The organism is Aeromonas sp. s5, from assembly GCF_040907865.1.
GTDB classification, from domain to species: domain Bacteria; phylum Pseudomonadota; class Gammaproteobacteria; order Enterobacterales; family Aeromonadaceae; genus Aeromonas; species Aeromonas dhakensis.
This window is the reverse complement of sequence record NZ_JBFOCO010000011.1, coordinates 1-20292: the sequence shown is the minus strand read 5'-3', so window position 1 is coordinate 20292 and position 20292 is coordinate 1. Positions and strand designations below refer to the sequence as shown.

Below are 20292 nucleotides of genomic sequence, written 5' to 3'. Positions count from 1 at the left end.
GCATCATGGACCAGACAGATCGCTATGCCATCGAATTAAGGGGTATCGATAAGCGGTTTGGCGAAGTGTACGCCAACAAGCAGATCGACCTTAAGGTTCGTAAAGGCAGCATTCACGGCATCGTCGGCGAAAATGGCGCCGGCAAGTCGACCCTGATGAGCATCATCTACGGTTTCTACCACGCCGACAAAGGCGAGATGTTCATCGACGGCAACCCCTTCAAACCCCATGGCTCACAAGATGCGATCGCCGCAGGCGTGGGCATGGTGCACCAGCACTTCATGCTGGTGAACAACTTCACCGTATTGGAAAACGTCATTCTCGGCGCGGAAAACGGCTGGCACCTGGGCCAGAGCCTGGCGGCGGCCGAAAAGCTGCTGGGCGAGCTGGCACGGGACTATGGTCTCGAAGTGCCGCTGCACGAGAAGGTCGAGGATCTTCCGGTGGGCCTGCAACAGCGAGTCGAGATCCTCAAGGCGCTCTATCGCGGCGCCCGCATCCTGATCCTGGACGAGCCGACCGGGGTACTGACCCCGCAAGAGGCGGATCACCTGTTCGAGGTGCTCAAGAAGCTGCGGGATCAGGGCGCCACCATCATCCTCATCACCCACAAGCTGCGGGAGATCCTGGCCATCACGGATCAGGTCTCCATCATGCGCCGGGGTGAAATGGTGGCCCACGTCGCCACCAGGGATACCGACAAGGAGCAGTTGGCCGAACTGATGGTGGGCCGCAAGGTGCGCCTCAAGGTCGACAAGGGGCCGACCCAGCCGGGCGACGCCAAGCTCAAGGTCGATGGCCTCAGCTATGTGGACGATGCCAGGGTGGAGCGGGTCAAATCCGTCAGCTTCGAGGTGCGGGCCGGTGAAGTGGTCGGCATCGCCGGTGTCTCCGGCAACGGCCAGTCCGAGCTGCTCAGCCTGCTCGGCGGCATCCTCAAGCCCAGCAAGGGCAGCTTCACCATCACCGGCAACGGTCAGGCCCACGAGGTGAGCGTGAGTCACCCGGCCGACCCGGAGCGGGTGCGCAACTTCGGTCTCGGCCACGTGCCGGAAGACAGACACAAGATGGGTCTCATCAACCGCTTCGAGGCGAAAGAGGCCTTCATCCTCGGCTATCACCGCCGCCCCCAGTACAACAAGGGCTGGCTGCAGAACAAGGAGGCGATCCTGCAGGATTGCCAGGCCAAGATGGACAAGTGGGACGTGCGCCCACCCCATCCCGAGCACAAGACCGCCAACTTCTCCGGCGGCAACCAGCAGAAGCTGGTGATCGCCCGGGAAGTGGAGCAGGACCCGGATGTGCTGCTGATCGGCCAGCCGACCCGCGGGGTCGACATCGGCGCCATCGAGTACATCCACCAGCAGATCATTGCCATGCGCGACAAGGGCAAGGCGGTGTTGCTGGTCTCGGTGGAGCTGGACGAGATCATGAGCCTCTCTGACCGCATCCTGGTCATCGCCGACGGTCGCATCGTCGGTGAGCTGGATGCCGCCAAGGCGGATGAGCGCACCATAGGTCTGATGATGGCGAACATAGTTCCTGACGAGGTGGCGGCAAGCCAATCACAAGGAGCCACATCATGAAGCTCACAGCCACTTGTAACGGATTCGGCCTGCTGATGGTCAACACTCCCGTCTTCGACCAGATTGCCAAGGAGGCTCGCCCATGAGCCAAGCACGTATCCCTGCCTGGATCTCCGTGGGCGTACTGCCTGCGGTCAACATCCTGCTGGCCTTCCTGGTGTCGGCCATCCTGTTCTACTACCTCGACATCAACCCGGTCGATGCCGCCGAGATCATGTGGTACGGCGCCTTCGGCACTGGTGAAGGGGTCGGTTTCACCCTCTACTACGCGACCGGCTTCATCTTTACCGGTCTGTCGGTGGCGGTGGCCTTCCACGCCGGCCTGTTCAACATCGGTGGCGAGGGGCAGGCCTATATCGGCGGCCTCGGCGTCGGTCTGGTCTGTCTGCTGCTGGGTGACTCCCTGCCGTTCGCCCTGCTGCTGCCGCTGGCCATCATCGCCGGCGGCCTGTTCGGCGCGGCCTGGGCCTTCATCCCGGCCTGGTTGCAAGCCAAGCGCGGCAGCCACATCGTCATCACCACCATCATGTTCAACTTCATCGCCGCCTCCCTGATGGCTTACCTGCTGGTCGAGGTGTTCAAGCCGGCGGGCTCCATGGCCACCGAGAGCAAGGTGTTCGCCGAGGCGAGCTGGCTGCCGAAGATGAGCGAACTGGCGGGGGCATTCGGCATGGAGATGTCGAACAGCCCGCTCAACATCAGCTTCTTCTGGGCACTGCTCTGCGCGGCCCTGGTGTGGGTCTTCATCTGGCATACCCGCTGGGGCTACGAGATCCGCTCGGTCGGCGCCAGCCAGAGTGCGTCCGCCTATGCCGGCATCTCCTATCCCAAGGTGGTGATCCTGGCCATGGTGATCTCCGGCATGCTGTCGGGCTTCTTCGCCCTCAACGTGCTGCAGGGTGAACTGCACCAGATCAAGCTCAACTTCGTGGAAGGCTTCGGCTTCACCGGCATAGCAGTGGCACTGATGGGCCGTAACCACCCGGTCGGCGTCATCATCGCCAGCCTGCTGTTCGGCTTCCTCTATCAGGGCGGCGCCGAGCTGAGCTTCGAGTTCGGGGTGGACCGCAACATAGTGGTGGTGTTGCAGGGTCTGGTGATCCTGTTCTGTGGCGCCCTCGAGCACATGATGCGTCCGCGCATCGAGCAGCTCTATCTGGCGTTTGCCAACCGCTCTGCGCAAGTCAAGGGGGCCTGATCATGTTCGAAATTCTGATCCTGATGCTGGATGCCACCATCCGCACCGCGCCACCGCTGATCCTGGCGGCCATGGCCGGCATGTTCTGCGAGCGCTCCGGGGTGGTCAACATCGCCCTGGAGGGCAAGCTGCTGGCGGCGGCGTTCGCCAGCGCGGCGGCGGCAGCCGTCTCCGGCTCTGCCTGGATTGGGCTGGGTGCCGGGGTGGGTGTCTCCATCCTGTTCGCCCTGATGCACGGCTTTGCCACCATCACCCACCGCGGTGATCAGGTGGTGAGCGGCATGGCCATCAACATCCTGGCGGCCGGCCTCACCGTCACCCTGGGCCGTTACTGGTTCGATCAGGGCGGCCAGACCCCGGCGCTGTCCGGCGCGGCCCGCTTCGCCCCCATTGACCTGCCCTATGCCAAGGAGCTGTATGACGTGCCGGTCGTTGGCCAGCTCTACAGCGAGCTCTTGAGCGGCCACTCCCTGCTGGAGTACGTGGCGTTCGCCGCCGTGCCGCTGGCCTGGTGGGTGCTGTTCCGTACCCGCTTCGGTCTGCGCCTGCGGGCGGTGGGCGAGGCCCCGGCTGCGGTCGACACCGCCGGTATCTCTGTGGTGCGCATGCGCTACACCGCGCTCATCATCGGCGGCCTGCTGGCCGGCATCGGCGGCACCTACCTGGCGGTGGCCCAGACTGCCCAGTTCATCCCCAACATGAGCGCGGGCAAGGGCTTCATGGCGCTGGCGGCGCTGGTGTTCGGCAAGTGGCGCCCCTGGAACGCCATGGCGGCCTGCCTGCTGTTCGGCTTCCTCGATGCGGTCGCCATCCGGCTGCAAGGGGTCAGCATCGGCAGTTTCCCGATCCCGGTGCAGGCCATCGAGGCACTGCCCTACATCCTGACCGTGTTCCTGCTGGCCGGCTTCATCGGCAAGGCGGTGGCACCCAAGGCGCTCGGCACCCCCTACGTCAAGGAGCGGGAATAACCCCCCTTCATGCCATGCAAAAGGCCCGCACAAGCGGGCCTTTTTTATTGAGCTGAGCTCAGCCGACGGGGCGCACCAGCGCGGGCTGATGGGGATCGCTCAGCCGCTCCGCCAGATAGTCCACCAGCAGCCGCACCTTGGGAGAGAGATGGCGGTTGTGGGGATAGAGGGCCCAGATCCCCTCCGCCGGCGCCCGCAGCTCCGGCAGCAACTCGATAAGCTCGCCTTGGGCCAGGTGGTCGCTCACGTAGTAGTCCGGCAGCTGGATGATGCCGATCCCCTTGAGCGCCGCATCCAGCAGGGCGTGGCCGCTGTTGCAGTGCAGCAGGCCGTGCACCCGCACGCTGTGGGGGCGGCCATCCAGGGTGAAGTGCCACTCGTCGCTGTTGCCCACCAGGCAAGTGTGGCGAGTGAGCTCGGAGAGGCTGTTGGGCATGCCGTGACGGGCGGTGTAAGCCGGCGAGGCGCACACATAGGGCACCCGCTGCGCCAGCTTGCGCGCCACCAGGCTGGAGTCCTTGAGGTGGCCGAGTCGCAGCGCCAGATCGTAGCCCTCGTGCACCAGATCCAGCAGCTGGTTGGTGAGGTTGAGGGTCACCTCCAGCTGGGGAAAGCGCACCATGAAGTCGTTCACCAGCGGGGCGATGCGGCTCTCACCGTAGGAGACCGGGGCCGTGATGCGCAGGGTGCCCTGCGGCACCGCCTGATGGCGCCCCACCGCCAGCTCCGCCTCATAGAGGTTGTCCAGCAGCTGGCGACAGTGGCGATAGTAGATCTCGCCGAGCTCGGTGAGCCGCACCTGACGGGTGGTGCGCAGCAGCAGCTTGGCCTGCAGCCGATCCTCCAGCTGCGCCACCTGCCGGCTGACTTGCGCCACCGACACCCCCAGCTTGCGCGCCGCCGGGGTAAAGCCCCCCTGCTCCGCCACGCTGACAAATTCACAGATCCCTTCCCAGCCGAACATTATTACCTGTCTGTAAAAGTGATTTCAGATTTCGCCTTATTATCACCAAATAAGCGGGAAACTACACTGGATGTCCGAACCCATTCTCCTCACCCTGCTCAACAATAAGGACATCCGTCATGGCACAGGTTCAAAGCATCAAGTGTAAGGCCGCCATCGCCTGGGGCCCGGGCCAGCCCCTCTCCATCGAAGAAGTCGAGGTCATGCCGCCCCAGGCGGGCGAAGTGCGGGTGCGCATCGTCGCGACCGGCGTCTGCCACACCGATGCCTTCACCCTCTCCGGTGAAGATCCGGAAGGGGTCTTCCCCTGCATCCTCGGCCACGAGGGGGGCGGCATCGTCGAATCCGTCGGCGAGGGCGTCACCAGCGTCAAGGTGGGCGATCACGTGATCCCGCTCTACACCCCCGAGTGCGGCGAGTGCAAATTCTGCAAATCCGGCAAGACCAACCTGTGCCAGAAGATCCGCGCCACCCAGGGCAAGGGGCTGATGCCAGACGGCACCACCCGCTTCTCAAAAGATGGCCAGCCCATCTATCACTACATGGGCACCTCCACCTTCAGCGAGTACACGGTACTGCCCGAGATCTCCATCGCCAAGGTGGACCCGGCCGCCCCGCTGGAAGAGGTCTGCCTGCTCGGTTGCGGCGTCACCACCGGCATAGGCGCCGTGATGAACACCGCCAAGGTGAAAGAGGGTGAGAGCGTCGCCATCTTCGGGCTGGGGGGCATCGGCCTCTCCGCGGTGATCGGGGCACGCCTGGCCAAGGCCGGCCGCATCATCGCCATCGACATCAACGAGAGCAAATTCGAACTGGCCCGCAAGCTGGGCGCCACCGACTGCATCAACCCGAACGATTATGACAAGCCCATTCAGGAGGTGATCGTCGAGCTCACCGACGGCGGCGTCGACTTCTCGTTCGAGTGCATCGGCAACGTCAAGGTGATGCGCGCGGCGCTGGAGTGCTGCCACAAGGGCTGGGGCGAGTCGGTCATCATCGGCGTGGCCGGCGCGGGCCAGGAGATCAGCACCCGCCCGTTCCAGCTGGTCACCGGCCGGGTCTGGCGCGGCAGCGCCTTCGGCGGCGTGCGCGGTCGCAGCGAGCTGCCGAGCTACGTGCAGCGCTACATGCAGGGTGAGTTCAAGCTGGACGACTTCATCACCCACACCATGGGGCTTGAGCAGATCAACGAGGCGTTCGATCTGATGCACGAAGGCAAGAGCATCCGCAGCGTCATCCACTACTGAGCATGATCACCCCGCTCGCCACCGTGGGCGGGGTGCAGGAGTTCCCCCGATGAATCTGGACATAATCAGCAGCAACAAGAGCTTCGGCGGCTGGCACAAGCGCTACAGCCACGCCTCCGAGGTGCTGGGTTGCGAGATGCGCTTCGCCATCTATCTGCCACCCCAGGCCCTCACCGGCCAGAAGGTGCCGGTGCTCTACTGGCTCTCCGGCCTCACCTGCACCGATGAAAACTTCATGCAGAAGGCGGGCGCCCAGCGCATCGCCGCCGAGCTCGGCATCGCCCTGGTGGCGCCGGACACCAGCCCGCGCGGTGAAGAGGTGGCGGACGACCCCGGTTACGATCTCGGCATGGGCGCCGGCTTCTACGTCAACGCCACCCAGCACCCCTGGCGCGATCACTACCAGATGTACGACTACGTCACCCGCGAGTTGCCCGAGCTCATCGAGACCCACTTCCCGGTCTCGACGAAACGGGCCATCAGCGGCCACTCCATGGGTGGCCACGGGGCGCTCATCGCCGCCCTGCGCGAGCCGGGTCGCTACCGCTCGGTGTCGGCCTTCAGCCCCATCAGCCACCCGAGCCGCTGCCCCTGGGGCCAGAAGGCGCTCGGTGCCTACCTCGGCAACAACCCCCTGCTGTGGCAGGAGTGGGACGCCTGCCAGCTGCTGCGCAATGAGTCGGTCAAACCACTGCCGACTCTGGTAGACGTGGGGCTGGACGATCCCTTCCTGGCCGAACAGCTGCACATCGATGCCCTGGCCGATGTGGCCGCCAGCAAGGAGTGGCCGCTGGAGCTCAACCGCCACCCCGGGTACGATCACAGCTACTACTTCGTGGCGAGCTTTATCGAGGCGCACCTGCGCTTTCACGCCCGCCACCTCTGATCGAAACAGGCCCGTAACGGGCCTGTTTTCTTCTGGTCGGTGGACAAGACCATTCAGCTGCCCTGCCGGCTCACCTCGCCGGAGCCGGCAATCTCGCTCTGCAGCACGGGATCGCCCCAGTAGCTGACCGAGCCAGAGCCGGCGATGCCCACCTTGAGCCGATCCTGCGCCCGAACCTCCACGTCGCCGCTGCCGGCGATATTGACCTCCACCTCGCGCCCCTTCAGCTCGGCCCCCAGCACATCCCCCGAGCCAGCGATGTTGAGCTCGACGGCCCTGGCCGTGCTGTTCCCCAGATCCAGGCTGCCCGCTCCCGCGATGTTGCCCTCCAGTCGCTCCAGCTCAAGCCCGTCGGCGACTATGTCGCCGACCCCGGCCACCGACAGCACCAGCGCCTCCCCCTTGAAGCCGCGCAGCTCGCCGCTGGCGACCCCTGCCAGCGCCAGCTCATGAAGCGCGGGCAGGGTGATTGTGATCTCCAGCGGTTCGGTCGGATCGAGCCGGTAGCCGTCCTTCACCTCGATCTCCAGCTTGTCGCCCCGCTCGCTCAGCACCAGATAGGGCAGCAGGTTCTCCTGCCCGCGGATGCGCACCCCGCGCGGCTCGCCGGCCACCAGATGGACACTGGCGGGCACCCCGGCCAGCACCCGGGTCACCTGCCGGCCCATCCCGTGCTGCTGCTCGATCAGGGCCCCCGCCCCGCTCACCCGGGTATCATCCAGCCAGCTGCACCCGCTGAGCCCGACCGTCAGCACCACGCCCATCATCCATTTCATCGCCACTCTCCTCATTGTGTATTGGCCAGTCGCGGCCCCTTGTTCAGCATCCATCGCAAAGCCTGTGCCAGTTAATCAACCACATGATTTACAAGAAGATATCCATTTTCACTCCACATGGGCACAGCAAACAGAGAGTCATTCAGACCATAAAATGGCGAATCTGACCATCCCCGAACGGGCAGGCGGAGGGTTGGCTGGCGAGCCGTTCGCGGGGTCGCTATGCTGACAAGCCGCGGAAGTTTTTGGTTGCCGAGCCGGTCTGTTGAGCCAATAGTGATACTTTGTGCGTACAAAGCTCTCCATTGCGGTAATGCCATTACCACTGTCTTGTCAGTCTTCACTGCCAACAAGGAGTCAGAGCGTGACCCAAGCCACTCTTCTCTATTCCACCGCCACCGGCCTGCCGGAACCGACCCGAACCCCGCTGCTGACCGGCAGCGATCCCGAACACAAGCGCCGCGAGCTGCTCGCCTACTTCTGCCAGACCTTCGATCTCTACGACTCGCTGTTCGACTGCCTGGCCGACGAGCGGGCCTGGTTTGACAAGGCGATCCCCCTGCGCCACCCGCTCATCTTCTACTACGGCCACACCGCCGCCTTCTTCATCAACAAGCTGCTGGCGGCACGCCTCATCGAGGGGCGACTCGACGCCCGCATCGAGGCCATGGTCGCCATCGGGGTGGACGAGATGAGCTGGGACGATCTGGACGAGACCCACTACGACTGGCCCTCCGTCAGCGAGCTGCGCGACTATCGGGGCCGGGTGCGCGCCCTGGTGTGTGATTTCATCGAGCGGATGCCGATCGAGCTGCCCATCCATTGGCAGAGCCCGGCCTGGGTCATCCTGATGGGGATAGAGCACGAGCGCATCCACCTCGAGACCTCCAGCGTGCTGATCCGCCAGCTGCCGCTGGCCTGGGTACGCAGCCAGCCCCAGTGGCCGGTCTGCCCCGAGGCGCGCCATCGCCGTGACGAGGTGCCCGCCAACACCCTGCTGCCGGTGGCCGGCGGCCGGGTGCGGCTTGGCAAACAGGACGCCACCTACGGCTGGGACAACGAATATGGCGAGCGCCACATCGAACTGGCCCCCTTCCAGGCCAGCCGCATGCTGGTGAGCAACGCAGAATTTTTCGATTTCGTGCAGGCGGGCGGCTACGAGACCCGTGCCTGGTGGGATGACGAAGGCTGGGGCTGGCGCCAGTATGCCGGGGCGCGCATGCCCACCTTCTGGGTCGGCGACCCCCTCGAACCCGAGCAACTGCAACTACGGCTGATGACAAGGCAGGTTCCTATGCCCTGGGACTGGCCGGTGGAGGTGAACCAGCTGGAGGCCGCCGCCTTCTGTCGCTGGCAGGCGGCCCAGACCGGCCTGCCCATCCAGCTGCCGAGCGAGGCGGAGTGGATGCTGCTGCGCGAACAGCTGACCGGCGATCAGCCGGACTGGATCGAGGCGCCCGGCAACATCAACCTGGCCCGCTTCGCGTCCTCCTGTCCGGTGGATGCCTGCCCGCAGGGCAGCTTCTTCGATCTGGTGGGCAACGTCTGGCAGTGGACCAACACCGCCATCGACGGCTTCGAGGGGTTCAAGGTGCATCCCCTCTACGACGACTTCTCCACCCCCACCTTCGACGGCAAGCACACCCTCATCAAGGGGGGCAGCTGGATCAGCACCGGCAACGAGGCGCTCAAGTCCTCCCGCTACGCCTTCCGTCGCCACTTCTTCCAGCACGCGGGCTTCCGCTACCTAGTCTCACGCCATCAGGAGCCCGTCATCGTGAACCCTTATGAAACCGACACCCTGGTCGCTCAGTATCTCGACTTCCAGTACGGGCCGAACCACTTCGGGGTCGCCAACTACGCCGAGGCTCTGGCCGGTCTTGCCTGCGAGCTGTGCAGCCGCCATGAGCGGGCGCTCGACATCGGCTGCGCCACCGGCCGCGCCAGCTTCGAACTGGCTCGCCGCTTCGCCCACGTGGACGGGGTGGACTACTCGGCCCGCTTCATCGACGTGGCCCTGACCCTGGCAAGACAGGACAGCTTCCACTATGCGGTGCCGGTGGAAGGGGATCTGGTGGAATATTGCGAGGCGCGCCTCTCACACCACGAGCTCGGTCGCGAGCAGAGCGAGCGGGTCCACTTCAGCCAGGGGGATGCCTGCAACCTCAAGCCCAAGTACGGTGACTACGATCTGGTGCTCGCCTCCAACCTCATCGACCGGCTGCGGGAACCCGCCCGCTTCCTGCGGGACATTGCTCCGCGCCTTCGCAGCGGCGGCCTGCTGGTGCTCACCAGCCCCTACACCTGGCTGACCGACTACACCCCCAAGGCCAACTGGCTCGGCGGCATCCGGGAAAACGGCGAGGCCCTCGGCACCTATCAGGCGCTGCAACGGCTGCTGGCGGAGGAGTTCGAGGAGCACATGCCCCCGCGGGACGTCCCCTTCGTCATCCGCGAGACCGCCCGCAAGTACCAGCACACGGTGGCCCAGCTCACCGTCTGGCGCAAACGCTGACGAGGCGGCAAACGAAAGAGGGAGGCCCATGGCCTCCCTCTTTTTTATCCCGATGGCTTACCCCTCCTGCACCTGGGGCACCGCCTCCTGCTCGCGGTAGCGACGGGCCAGCACGGCGCACACCATCAGCTGGATCTGGTGGAAGATCATCAGCGGCAGCACCATGACCCCGACGCTGGCGGCCGGGAACATGACGTTGGCCATCGGCACCCCGTTGGCGAGGCTCTTCTTCGAGCCGCAGAAAACGATGGTGATCTCGTCCACCTTGCCAAAACCGAGGCGACGGCTGATCCAGACGTTCCAGCCCAGCACCAGTGCCAACAGCACGCAGCTCAGCAGCACGATGCTGGCCAGATCGTACCAGCCGACCTGATGCCAGATCCCCTGCACCACCGCCTCGCTGAAGGCGACGTAAACCACCAGTAGGATGGAGCTCTGATCAAGCTTGCCAATGAGCGGCCGGTGGCTGTCGACCCAGCGGCCGATGAGCGGGCGTGACAGGTGGCCCACCACGAACGGCAGCATCAGCTGCACCATGATGGCCTGGATCGAGTGCCAGGTGTCGACCCCCTCCCCCTGTACATTGATCATCAGCCCCACCAGCACCGGCGAGAGGAAGATGCCGAGGATGCTGGAGGCCGAGGCGCTGCACACCGCCGCCGATACATTGCCGCCGGCCATGGAGGTGAAGGCAATGGCCGACTGCACGGTGGCGGGCAGGGCGCAGAGGTAGAGGAAACCAAGGTAGATGGCCGGGCTCAGCCAGTGGGGCACCAGTGGCGTGAGCAGCAACCCCAGCAGCGGAAACAGCACGAAGGTGCTGGCCATCACCACCAGGTGCAGCCGCCAGTGGCCGAGGCCCGCCAGCAGGTTCTGGCGCGACAGCTTGGCACCATGCATGAAGAACAAGAGCGCTACCGCCAGCTTGGTCAGCAAACCGAACCAGACGGCTACCTGCCCCTCGCAGGGGAAGAAGGAGGCCAGCGCGACCACCACAATCAGTACAGAGGTAAAGGGATCCAGACGCACGAGCGGTCTCCGGTGAAAGCAGATCCCGTCCCCGCGCGGGGCCGGTGATCGGGGACGACAGGAAACACAACAGGAGCTGTGGCACAGCTCCTGTTGAAACGGATCCCCAGCTTACCCCGATAAGCGGGAGGCGCAAAGTTGAGCGACCCCTCTTTATCTGCCGGAAATTAAGCAAACCCGGCTGGCCACCGGAGCCGGCCAGCCTTGTGCTTCAGCTCTGTTTGGCCAGCTTGCCGCCAGCTGTGCCGGTTGCCTGCTTGCGGACCTGGCGCTTCTCGAAACGGGAGATCCACCAGTAGGCCAGCGCCGAGAAGACCGCCGTCATGAAGACGTTGATGAAGAAGGCGCGCACCAGATCGACCCCGGCCGGGAAGGCGGAGGCGCTCATGCTCACCACGAAGATGGCGATCAGCACCGACACCACCCCCATCCCGAACTTGCGCGACCCCATGCGAAACTCGCGCGGGGTGTCGTCGTGTTTCCAGCGGAACACGAAGTAGGCCACCATGATGAAGATCGGCGGCAGCATGGCTGTCCCTGCAGTGAGATTGATGGCGGTGTTCATCATCTGCTGCACCGACTCGGAGCCGAAGCCGTTGACCACCAGCATCACGAACACGAAGGCAAACTGCCACCAGGCGGCGCGCACCGGCACGCCGTGCTCGTTGAGCTGAGTGGTCTTCTCGCCGTAGACGCCCTGGGGGATCTCGGAGAAGTGGATCTTCACCGGCGCCGAGGTCCACATCATCATGGAGCCGAACATGGCGATGAACAGCACCACGCCGACGAATCGGCCCACCAGCGCCTCGGAGAGCCCAAAGTACTGGGCCATGCCGGTGAAGATCTCCACCATGCCGCCGGCATAGGTGAGGCTCTCGCGCGGCACGAACACGTTCACCAGCAGGGAACCGACCGCATACATGGCACCGATGACGATACCGGCGCTGATGATCACCTTGATGAAGGACTTCTGGCCCCCCTTCACGTCATTGAGGTAGGCCGCCGCCGTCTCGGCACCGCCCGCCGCCTGGAAGATCCAGCACATGATGCCGAGCGTCGCCCAGTTGATGGTGGGGGTCATCGCCTCCAGGGTGATGGGCTGGGCCGGTACATGGTCGCCGCTCAGAGCCATCAGGGCGCCCAGCACATAGATGGCGAACAGGGCAAACACCCCGTAGGCCACGATCTCGGCAATCTTGCCGAGCCAGCTCGCCCCCTTGGTGGAGATGTGGGTCGCCGCCGCAAACAGCACGATGGAGATGACCGAGGTGACCATGGGCGAGAAGCTGTACTCATAGCCCAGCATGGCGTAGGAGGCATAGGCGATGACGTTGGGCAGCAATGAGACGAACCAGAACAGGTTCACAAACCAGTAGAGGAACGAGCCCAGATAGGCCATCCGGGTGCCGAGCGGTTTTTTAAGCCAGTCGTACATGCCCGACTCGGAGTTTTTGTTGGCCGAGACGAACTCGGCAATGATGAAGACGAACGGGATGAAGTAGACGAGGGTCGCCAGCAGGAAGATGGGGGCGGAGCTCAGCCCCAGCTCGATGTTGTTGTTGACGATGTTGCGCACGTTGAACACGGCGGCAAAGGTCATCGACAACAGGGCAAACTTGCCTATGGTGCCGCGTACGGATTCAGACATGGTGTCCTCCAGTGGACTCGCGCTCCCTGCGGGTAACGCTGTGACTCTGTGATGTGTTTGGCAAGGGTCTGTCGGCCCTGCGCTTTACTCTCTTGTTATGATCGGGCCGCTTGGGCGGCCTCGTTGGTGAACCGGTGCAGTCTCCCGCACCGGCTCGCAAAACCAGTCAGACGATCGGAGTGCCCGGTGCCATCGGCACCCGCGGCTGCAACAGCACGCTCTGGCTCTCGTCCGGGGTCTCGGCGCAGAGCAACATGCATTCGGAGCGCTCTCCGCGCATCTTGGTAGGTTTGAGATTGGTCAGCACCACCACCTGGCTGCCCAGCAGTTCCGCCTCGCTGTAGTAGGGCACCAGGCTGGTGACGGTCTGCAGGGGACGCTCGCCACCCACATCGATCTGGACGATATAGAGTTTGTCGGCACCCGGGTGGCGCACCACTTCCAGCACCTTGCCCACCTTCATCTCGACTCGCTTGAATTCGGCAAACTCGATCACCTCGCTCATTGTGTTCTTCCTTTTCTAGTTGGGTTTAACGGGGTACGGGTGGCCATCGGCCACCCGTTTTGCTCGTGTTGGCCACTCGGGCCTGTCTGTTCAGGGACGCGGCTCATGACGCCTGGAGCGACACCTGCGCGGCCGGCTGGGCCTCTTTGGCGCGCGCTTCATCGCTCAGGGAGGCTTCGTATTTGTTGTATTTCCACCAGGCGAAGCCGAGGAAAATCACAATCCCGCCCACGTTGTAGAAGATGATGGTCATGATGTCGGCGCCGGTCGGGAAGGTGGAGGCCAGGAAACCCACCGAGAAGATGGCGATCAGCACCGAAACCACTGCGATGCCGGTGGTGCGCGAGCCCATCTTGAAGTCCCGCGGCAGGTGATCCAGCTTCAGGCGCAGATTCAGGTAGGCCAGCATGATGAACAGGGGCGGCAGCATGGAGGCGGCGGCGGTCATATTGATCACGGTATTCATCAGGTCTTGCGCGGTGTTGGAGCCCAGGGTCGGGATCACCATCAACGGCAGCACGATCAGGTACTGGATCCAGGCTGCACGAGCCGGCACTCCGTTCTCGTTCAGCTCGACCGTCTTCTTGCCGAAGATGCCGGCCGGGATCTCGGAGAAGAAGATCTTCACCGGAGTCGCAGTCCACATCAGCAGGGAGCCGAACATGGCGGTGAAGGAGACCAGACCCACGAAGCGGTTCACCAGGATTTCAGGCAGACCGAAGTAGGAGGCCAGCCCCTCGAACACCTGCACCGAGCCGCCGGTGTATTTCAGGGTATCGCTCGGCACGAAGACGTTTATCAGCAGGGAGGCGATGGAGTAGAGCACGCCGATAAAGATGCCGGCGACGATGATCACCTTGACGAAGGATTTGGAGCCGCCTTTCACGTCATTCACGTAGACCGCCACCGACTCGGCGCCACCGGCCGCCATAAAGATCCAGGTGGTAATACCCAGGAAGGCCCAGCTGAAATCGGGAACCATGGCTTCCACCGTGATGGGGTCGGCCGGCTGCACGCCGCCGATCAGGGCCGCGCCCGCCAGCAGAATGTAGGAGAGTGTCAGCAGCAGCATCAGGGACGAGGTCACCGAGGTGATGGGGCCCAGCATTTTGGCGCCGTTGGTAGAGACATAGGTGGCAAAGGCGAACAGGATCATGCTCAGGCCCGTGGTGGCCAGCGGAGTGAGGATGTACTCGTAACCCAGGAAGGCGTAAGAGGCGTAGGCGATGACCCGCGGCAGCAAGGAGGTGAAGAAGAAGAGGTTCACGAACCAGTAGGTGTAGGCGGAGATGAAGGCCCAGCGACCGCCGAGGGAACTCTTCACCCAGGCATAAACCCCCGCTTCGGAGTTCTTATTCAGTGACACAAATTCCGCAATGATCAGGCAAAACGGAATGAAGTAAAAAATGGTGGCCAGAAAGAACATCGGGGCTGACGCCAGACCGATCTCGATGTTGTTGTTGATGACGTTGTTGAAACTGAATACCGCCGCAAAGGTGAGCGACAGCAAACCGAACTTGCCTATCGTATTCCGTTTGGAATCAGACATGGTGCATCTCCAGACCTGTAGTAGTTGTCTGCGAAAGGGCGGGGCCTGAGCTGTAGGGTGAACCCCGCGCCTTCCGGCTTTTTATCAGTACAAAATCAGCGGCTTGTTATTTGTTTTTGAAGTAGCCGCCTTCGACTGTGACCTTGATGATCACCTTGCGCACCGGCGCGTCACCTGCGAAGCGATAGGCCTCATCGTTCTCGAAGATCACCACCTGGCCGTTGCCCACCTTCTGGCGCTCGCGCACCTCGCCGGCCAGCCACTCGCGGTCTGTGGTGTCGTCGTAAGCCTGTTCGACCCGCAGCTCATTCTTGGCAGCCCACTCCACCGTCTCTTCCCCTTCCAGGTAGTAGTGGACGTCGAAGTAGCGGCGCTGCCCCTCGAACAATGAGGTGGCCGGGCTGGCCCCCTCCTGCAAGCGGTAGGTGAGGGAGTCACCGATGGAGTGGCAGATCCCCGGCTTGAGGTTGCCAACGTTGTTGATGGCCTCCACGCAGCGGCCCCACTTCTTGCCCTCCCGGTAGATGTTTTTGAACAGGGTCAGGTTGTCCAGGGTGATCATGCGAGGTTCCTCCCGCCGTTGATGGTGAGATCGAGCCCGGCCAGCGCAGCCGGATTGAGGTTGCCACGGGCGATGGGCAGCAGGGTCAGGCCGAAGCTGAACGGCTCGAAGCGTACCCGCCAGGAGTCCAGCACCTCGGAGCCCCAGGAGTTGGAGCCAAGCCCCAGCACCTTGTGATCCAGATTGAGGGTGAGATAGCCACTCGGTTCCAGCTCGTTGATGTGCTGCGCCGCGTGGATGTGCTCCCAGCTGTAGGGCCAGACGCTCAGGTTGATGGGGGCATCGGGCCGCACGTAGAGACCGGCACCGTGACGGTTGGTCAGGGTTGCCCAGCGCACCTGCTGACGGTTGCCGTTGTCCTGCGGGAAGGGGTAGTGCTCCCACATCTCGCCCACCGTGCTCTGGAAGCAGTCGATCCAGTTGCTCTGGCGGCTGTCCTGATAGTTCTCGCCCGGGCCCATACCGTAGTAGTGCACCCGATCGAGATCCTGGCGAATACCCAGCTCGAAACCGATCTTGGGAATGATGTCGTCATAGCTGCCGTAGGGCTGGCCAGAGAGGGCCACGTGCAGCTGGCCGTTCTGGTTCAGGGTGTAGACGTAGCGGCAACGCATACCGAAGTCGAACACCGGCGGGGCGATCAGGCTTTCCACCGTCACCTCCACCGCCTCTCCCAGCTGACGCCAGCTCAAGCCACGGAAGTGCTCCTGCATGATCTGCAGGTGGTTCGGGTGCCACAGGCTCTCGTACTCCTGCTTGTGGTTGTCGATCATCGGCTTGAAGAAGGTGAGGCGCGGCGCCCGCTCGATAAGCTCGATGCCATCCTGCTGCCAGCTCACCAGCTTGCCGTCGAGGCGCGAGAAGCGCAGGGCAAAGCCGCTACCGCTCAAAGTCAGCGCGAGCCGCTCGTCGGCAATGTGCAGCGGGGTGGCGTTGGGATTGGCAAAGGGTTGCAGCTGACGGGTCGATGCCTTCAGCTGGAACTGGTACTGGCCCAGCTCATGCTCCGCCGCACTGTAGCGGGTCGTGCTGGCCTTGATGACTCGCAGCTGGACGAAGGTTTCCCGCTCGTCGAGAGTCGGCAGCGCCAGTTGCAACTCTGTGGTGGCTCCGGGGGCCACCCCTTCCAGGCGGATGTGCTGGCTCGCCAGCAGTTCGCCTTCCGCCTTCACCTCGACCAGCAGGCGGATGTCGTCCAGGTTGGAGAACCAGTAGCGGTTTTCCAGCTCAAGCTTGCCGCTCGCCAGATCCAGGGCGCGCACCTTGACCGGGCAGAGCACCTGCTTGTATTCCCGCAGGCCCGGCCCCGGGGTCTGATCCGGGTAGATGAGGCCATCCATACAGAAGTTGTAGTTGTTGGGATAGTCGCCGTAGTCGCCGCCGTACTTGTAGACGGGGCGCCCCTGCTCGTCCTGATCCAGGATGCCGTGATCGCACCACTCCCAGATGTAGTGGCCCTGGATATGGGGATGGCGGTCGAACACCTGTTGATATTCGGTGAGACCCCCCGGGCCGTTGCCCATGGCATGGGCGTATTCACAGAGGATGCGCGGTTTCTCCATCGGGAACTCGCCGAAGCAGTTCATCTGGGAGACGCGCGAATACATGGTGCTCACCACGTCCACCACCTCGGCATCGCGATCCTCTTCGTAGTGCACCAGCCGGGTCGGGTCGATCGCCTTGCAGCGCTGGTACATGGCTCTGATGTTGCAGCCGTAGCCGGACTCGTTGCCCAGCGACCAGATGATGATGGAGGGGTGGTTCTTTTGAGCGTGTACGTGGCGCTCAATGCGATCCACGAACACCGGCTCCCAGAAGGGATCGTCGGTGATGCGGCTGAGGTCGCCGACGTTGGCAAAGCCGTGGGTCTCCACGTCGGTCTCCGCCATCACGAACAGACCGTACTGGTCGCACAGCTCGTAGAAACGCGGGTCGTTCGGGTAGTGAGCGGTGCGCACCGAGTTGAGGTTGTGCTGCTTCATCAGCACGATATCGCGCTCTACCCGGTCCATGCCGACCGCACGGCTCTTGAGGTGGTCGTTGTCGTGACGGTTCACCCCGTGCAGCTTGAGATAGCGGCCGTTGACATGGAAGAGGCCATCTTTGACCTTGATTTCACGCACCCCGACCCGCTGTGGGATCACTTCCAGCAGCTCGCCCTGAGCGTTGTAGAGGGAGAGTTGCAGCTGATAGAGGTAGGGATCTTCGGCGCTCCACAGATGGGGGTTGGCCAGATCCAGCGTGAAGCGGCAATCACACTTGCCGTCGATGGCGAGATGGTCGAGCGAGCCGCTGGCGATCTCGCTGCCCTGATCCAGCAGTGACCAGACCAGACGGTGATCCTTGGCCGACTCACCCAGATTTTCCAGCTGGATGTCGCAGCTCAGGGTGGCACTCTGGTTGTCATCGGCCAGCGCGGTCTGGATGAAGAAGTCCTGCACATGGACCGCCGGTTTGCCCACCAGGTAGACGTCGCGGAAGATCCCCGCCATCCACCACATGTCCTGATCTTCGATGTAAGTGGAGTCAGCCCACTGCATCACCCGCACCGACAGCAGGTTCTCGCCAACCTTGGCGTAGGCGCTGATATCGAACTCGGCGGTGAGACGGCTCCCCTTGTTGAAGCCGACATAGTGGCCGTTCACATAGACCTCGAAGTAGGTCTCCACCCCGTCAAACTTGATGATCACCTGCTCGCCATCCCAGGTCGGGCTCAGCGTGAAGCTGCGCTGATAGGCGCCGGTGGGGTTGTTGGTCGGCACGAAGGGCACGTCGATGGGGAAGGGAAAACCTTCGTCGGTGTACTGCAGCTGACCATGCCCTTCCATCTGCCACATGTTGGGCACGGTGATCTGGCCCCACTCACTCATGGGGCTGTGATAGAAGGCCTCCGGTACCTGCAGAGGGTGGTCGAAGTAGTGGAACTGCCACTGACCGCTCAGGCTCAGAAAACGGCGGCTCAGCTCGCGCTGCATGGTGGCCGCCAGCGCGTGGTCGGCATAAGAGAAGAAGTAGGCGCGCGGGGCCAGCCTGTTTTCACCAACGAATTGGACGTTTTCCCAGTTATTCACATGTCCTCCCGGAACAAGGCAACGTTAACTGGGTAAACTCTAGATAAACATTTACTAAATATCAGTTTTAGATCGGTAAAGTTTTAACCTAATCACAGTGAGCGGATGGTTTTGTGAGCGAGATCAGAAGCGGAAGACAAAGGAGGGCAAGGTATAGATGAGTGGCATGGATGTTGATAACAGCAGCCCATGATGTAATTAAATTAACTATAAAACAATATGATATGAGTTTCTTGGAAGAGATGGGAAAGCGGTTTACTTGGGAGAGGTGTTGCGCCACCGCAAGATGGCGCGACTAAAAATAGGGGGGTTTTACTAAAATTATCGTGTGGTGCCGCGCAGGGTCAGCTTGCTCGGTACCAGCACCCGCAGCGGGATATCCCGCTCGTCACGCAGCCGTTCAACCAGCAGATTGACCCCCTGGGAGCCCATCAACTCGGAGTGGATCCGCACCGTGGAAAGTGGCGGGAAGGTGAACTTGGCGGTCGGGATATCGTTGACGCTGATAAGCTCGATCTGCTGGGGAATCGCCAGCCCCTTCTCGTGGATGGCACGCAGCACGCCGATGGCGATGGAGTCGGAGGCCACAAACAGTGCCTTGGGCCAATCCCCGGCCAGCATCTCTTTGGCCAACTTGTAACCGGAGGCGCTGGAGAAATCCCCACGATAGAGGTCGCTCTCCTGCACCACACCAAGGCGTTGACCGTAGTCGAGGAAGGCCAGTTCGCGCAGATCCGGGCCATCATCCTGACCGCCGATATAGCCGATGCGCTGGTGTCCCTGGGCCATGAAAAAATCCACGACCTGCTGGCTGATCAGCGCCAGATCCACGTCAATCGAGTCAAAGTCACCTTGAGAGCGGCAATCCACGAACACCAGCTGGGCAGAGAGGGAGTGAAGCGCGGCGAGACGCTCTGCGGGCAGATGGCCGATGACCAGGATACCGTCGACGGCGGAGAGATCGCGCCCCTCGGCACCGTTGTAGAAGTGGGTCAGTTCGATGTTGAGGCGGGCGCACTGGGTCTCGATGCCGTAGCGGATGGCCAGATAGTAGGGATCGTTGACCTCGGTGCTCTGCGGGTAGGCATAGACCGCCAGGAAGTGCAGCTTGCTCTTGTGAACCCCCTTGCGGGCACCGCTGGTCTTGTACTCCAGCCGCTCGGCGATCTCGAAGATCTTCTGCTTGGTCTCTTCCTTGACGCTCAGCGTCGGATCTTCATTGAGCACCCGCGACACGGTAGCCTGGGATACCCCCGCCTCCTGTGCAATTTCCTTCAACGTGGCCATGCATACTCCTCTGGCAATGACGCGCGACAACACCAGACCAAGATTAACGGGCAACGTGCTGACATCCCAGCATTTTTACTAAAAGAGACCCATCATAACGGCAAATTTCCAATGCAAAAAGGCCTCCCGAATGGGAGGCCTCTTCTAAATGGGTGCCTGACAGTGTTCTACTCTCGCATGGCGAATGCCACACTACCATCGACGCTACCGCGTTTCACTTCTGAGTTCGGCATGGGATCAGGTGGTTCCACGGCGCTAATGCCGTCAGGCAAAAGCTGTACTACTTGAAAATGGTGCTGATACCCAGAATCGAACTGGGGACCTCATCCTTACCAAGGATGCGCTCTACCGACTGAGCCATATCAGCACACTAACCGGTAAAGACCACGCTCACCGCGTAATCTAAAATTGGGTGCCTGGCAGTGTCCTACTCTCGCATGGCGAATGCCACACTACCATCGGCGCTACAGCGTTTCACTTCTGAGTTCGGCATGGGGTCAG

Annotated in this window: 15 protein-coding genes, 1 tRNA gene and 1 rRNA gene; 6 read left to right on the top strand and 11 right to left on the bottom strand. The window is 62.6% G+C overall.

The window, feature by feature from the left end; translation table 11 throughout:
* The first annotated feature begins 5 nt into the window (after window positions 1-5).
* The 3 genes from AB5Y94_RS07905 (at window position 6) to AB5Y94_RS07895 (ending at window position 3752) form a co-directional block, all read left to right on the top strand.
* Entirely contained in the window at window positions 6-1586 is a 1581-nt protein-coding gene (locus AB5Y94_RS07905) for an ABC transporter ATP-binding protein (RefSeq protein WP_054543849.1), read from the top strand.
* Window positions 1587-1668: 82 nt separating this feature from the next.
* Window positions 1669-2784 (top strand): ABC transporter permease, encoded by a 1116-nt coding sequence (locus AB5Y94_RS07900; RefSeq protein WP_005307647.1) that lies wholly within the window; start codon window positions 1669-1671, stop codon window positions 2782-2784.
* Between the two features lie 2 nt (window positions 2785-2786).
* Window positions 2787-3752, top strand: coding sequence for an ABC transporter permease (locus AB5Y94_RS07895; RefSeq protein ID WP_005307644.1), 966 nt, complete (start codon window positions 2787-2789; stop codon window positions 3750-3752).
* 58 nt (window positions 3753-3810) lie between these two features.
* Here AB5Y94_RS07895 and AB5Y94_RS07890 read toward each other — a convergent pair whose 3' ends face one another.
* On the bottom strand, window positions 3811-4716 hold the full coding sequence (locus tag AB5Y94_RS07890) for a LysR substrate-binding domain-containing protein (protein ID WP_005307641.1): 906 nt from the start codon (window positions 4714-4716) through the stop codon (window positions 3811-3813).
* Between the two features lie 119 nt (window positions 4717-4835).
* Between AB5Y94_RS07890 and AB5Y94_RS07885 the strand changes: the two genes are divergently transcribed.
* Window positions 4836-5963, top strand: coding sequence for an S-(hydroxymethyl)glutathione dehydrogenase/class III alcohol dehydrogenase (locus tag AB5Y94_RS07885; RefSeq protein ID WP_005307638.1), 1128 nt, complete (start codon window positions 4836-4838; stop codon window positions 5961-5963).
* A 49-nt stretch (window positions 5964-6012) separates the two neighbouring features.
* Window positions 6013-6849, top strand: a complete 837-nt coding sequence (gene fghA, locus AB5Y94_RS07880) for an S-formylglutathione hydrolase (protein ID WP_117405638.1) — start codon at window positions 6013-6015, stop codon at window positions 6847-6849.
* A 53-nt stretch (window positions 6850-6902) separates the two neighbouring features.
* On the opposite strand, the gene AB5Y94_RS07875 is transcribed toward fghA, so the two are convergent.
* Window positions 6903-7625, bottom strand: a complete 723-nt coding sequence (locus AB5Y94_RS07875) for a head GIN domain-containing protein (protein ID WP_368205313.1) — start codon at window positions 7623-7625, stop codon at window positions 6903-6905.
* A gap of 364 nt (window positions 7626-7989) precedes the next feature.
* On the opposite strand from AB5Y94_RS07875, the gene ovoA reads away from it, so the two are divergent.
* Window positions 7990-10140, top strand: coding sequence for a 5-histidylcysteine sulfoxide synthase (ovoA, locus tag AB5Y94_RS07870; protein WP_368205312.1), 2151 nt, complete (start codon window positions 7990-7992; stop codon window positions 10138-10140).
* A gap of 57 nt (window positions 10141-10197) precedes the next feature.
* Here ovoA and AB5Y94_RS07865 read toward each other — a convergent pair whose 3' ends face one another.
* The 9 genes from AB5Y94_RS07865 to AB5Y94_RS07825 form a co-directional block, all read right to left on the bottom strand.
* Window positions 10198-11169, bottom strand: a complete 972-nt coding sequence (locus AB5Y94_RS07865) for a bile acid:sodium symporter family protein (protein WP_368205311.1) — start codon at window positions 11167-11169, stop codon at window positions 10198-10200.
* Window positions 11170-11380: 211 nt separating this feature from the next.
* Window positions 11381-12817, bottom strand: coding sequence for an amino acid permease (locus tag AB5Y94_RS07860; RefSeq protein WP_368205310.1), 1437 nt, complete (start codon window positions 12815-12817; stop codon window positions 11381-11383).
* A gap of 166 nt (window positions 12818-12983) precedes the next feature.
* Complete coding sequence (locus AB5Y94_RS07855; RefSeq protein WP_042072611.1) at window positions 12984-13322, bottom strand: tRNA-binding protein; 339 nt, start codon at window positions 13320-13322, stop codon at window positions 12984-12986.
* Window positions 13323-13425: 103 nt separating this feature from the next.
* The gene (locus tag AB5Y94_RS07850) at window positions 13426-14871 is read right to left on the bottom strand and encodes an amino acid permease (RefSeq protein ID WP_225633632.1); all 1446 of its coding nucleotides are present in this window, start codon (window positions 14869-14871) and stop codon (window positions 13426-13428) included.
* A 106-nt stretch (window positions 14872-14977) separates the two neighbouring features.
* On the bottom strand, window positions 14978-15433 hold the full coding sequence (locus AB5Y94_RS07845; protein ID WP_042027176.1) for a beta-galactosidase subunit beta: 456 nt from the start codon (window positions 15431-15433) through the stop codon (window positions 14978-14980).
* Complete coding sequence (gene ebgA / locus AB5Y94_RS07840) at window positions 15430-18504, bottom strand: beta-galactosidase subunit alpha (protein ID WP_368205309.1); 3075 nt, start codon at window positions 18502-18504, stop codon at window positions 15430-15432. Before ebgA ends, AB5Y94_RS07845 begins: the two co-directional genes overlap by 4 nt.
* A gap of 321 nt (window positions 18505-18825) precedes the next feature.
* On the bottom strand, window positions 18826-19791 hold the full coding sequence (gene ebgR / locus AB5Y94_RS07835; protein WP_017783352.1) for a transcriptional regulator EbgR: 966 nt from the start codon (window positions 19789-19791) through the stop codon (window positions 18826-18828).
* A gap of 154 nt (window positions 19792-19945) precedes the next feature.
* Window positions 19946-20060 (bottom strand): 5S ribosomal RNA (gene rrf / locus AB5Y94_RS07830).
* 22 nt (window positions 20061-20082) lie between these two features.
* Window positions 20083-20158: transfer RNA gene (locus AB5Y94_RS07825), tRNA-Thr, on the bottom strand.
* Window positions 20159-20292: the final 134 nt, after the last annotated feature.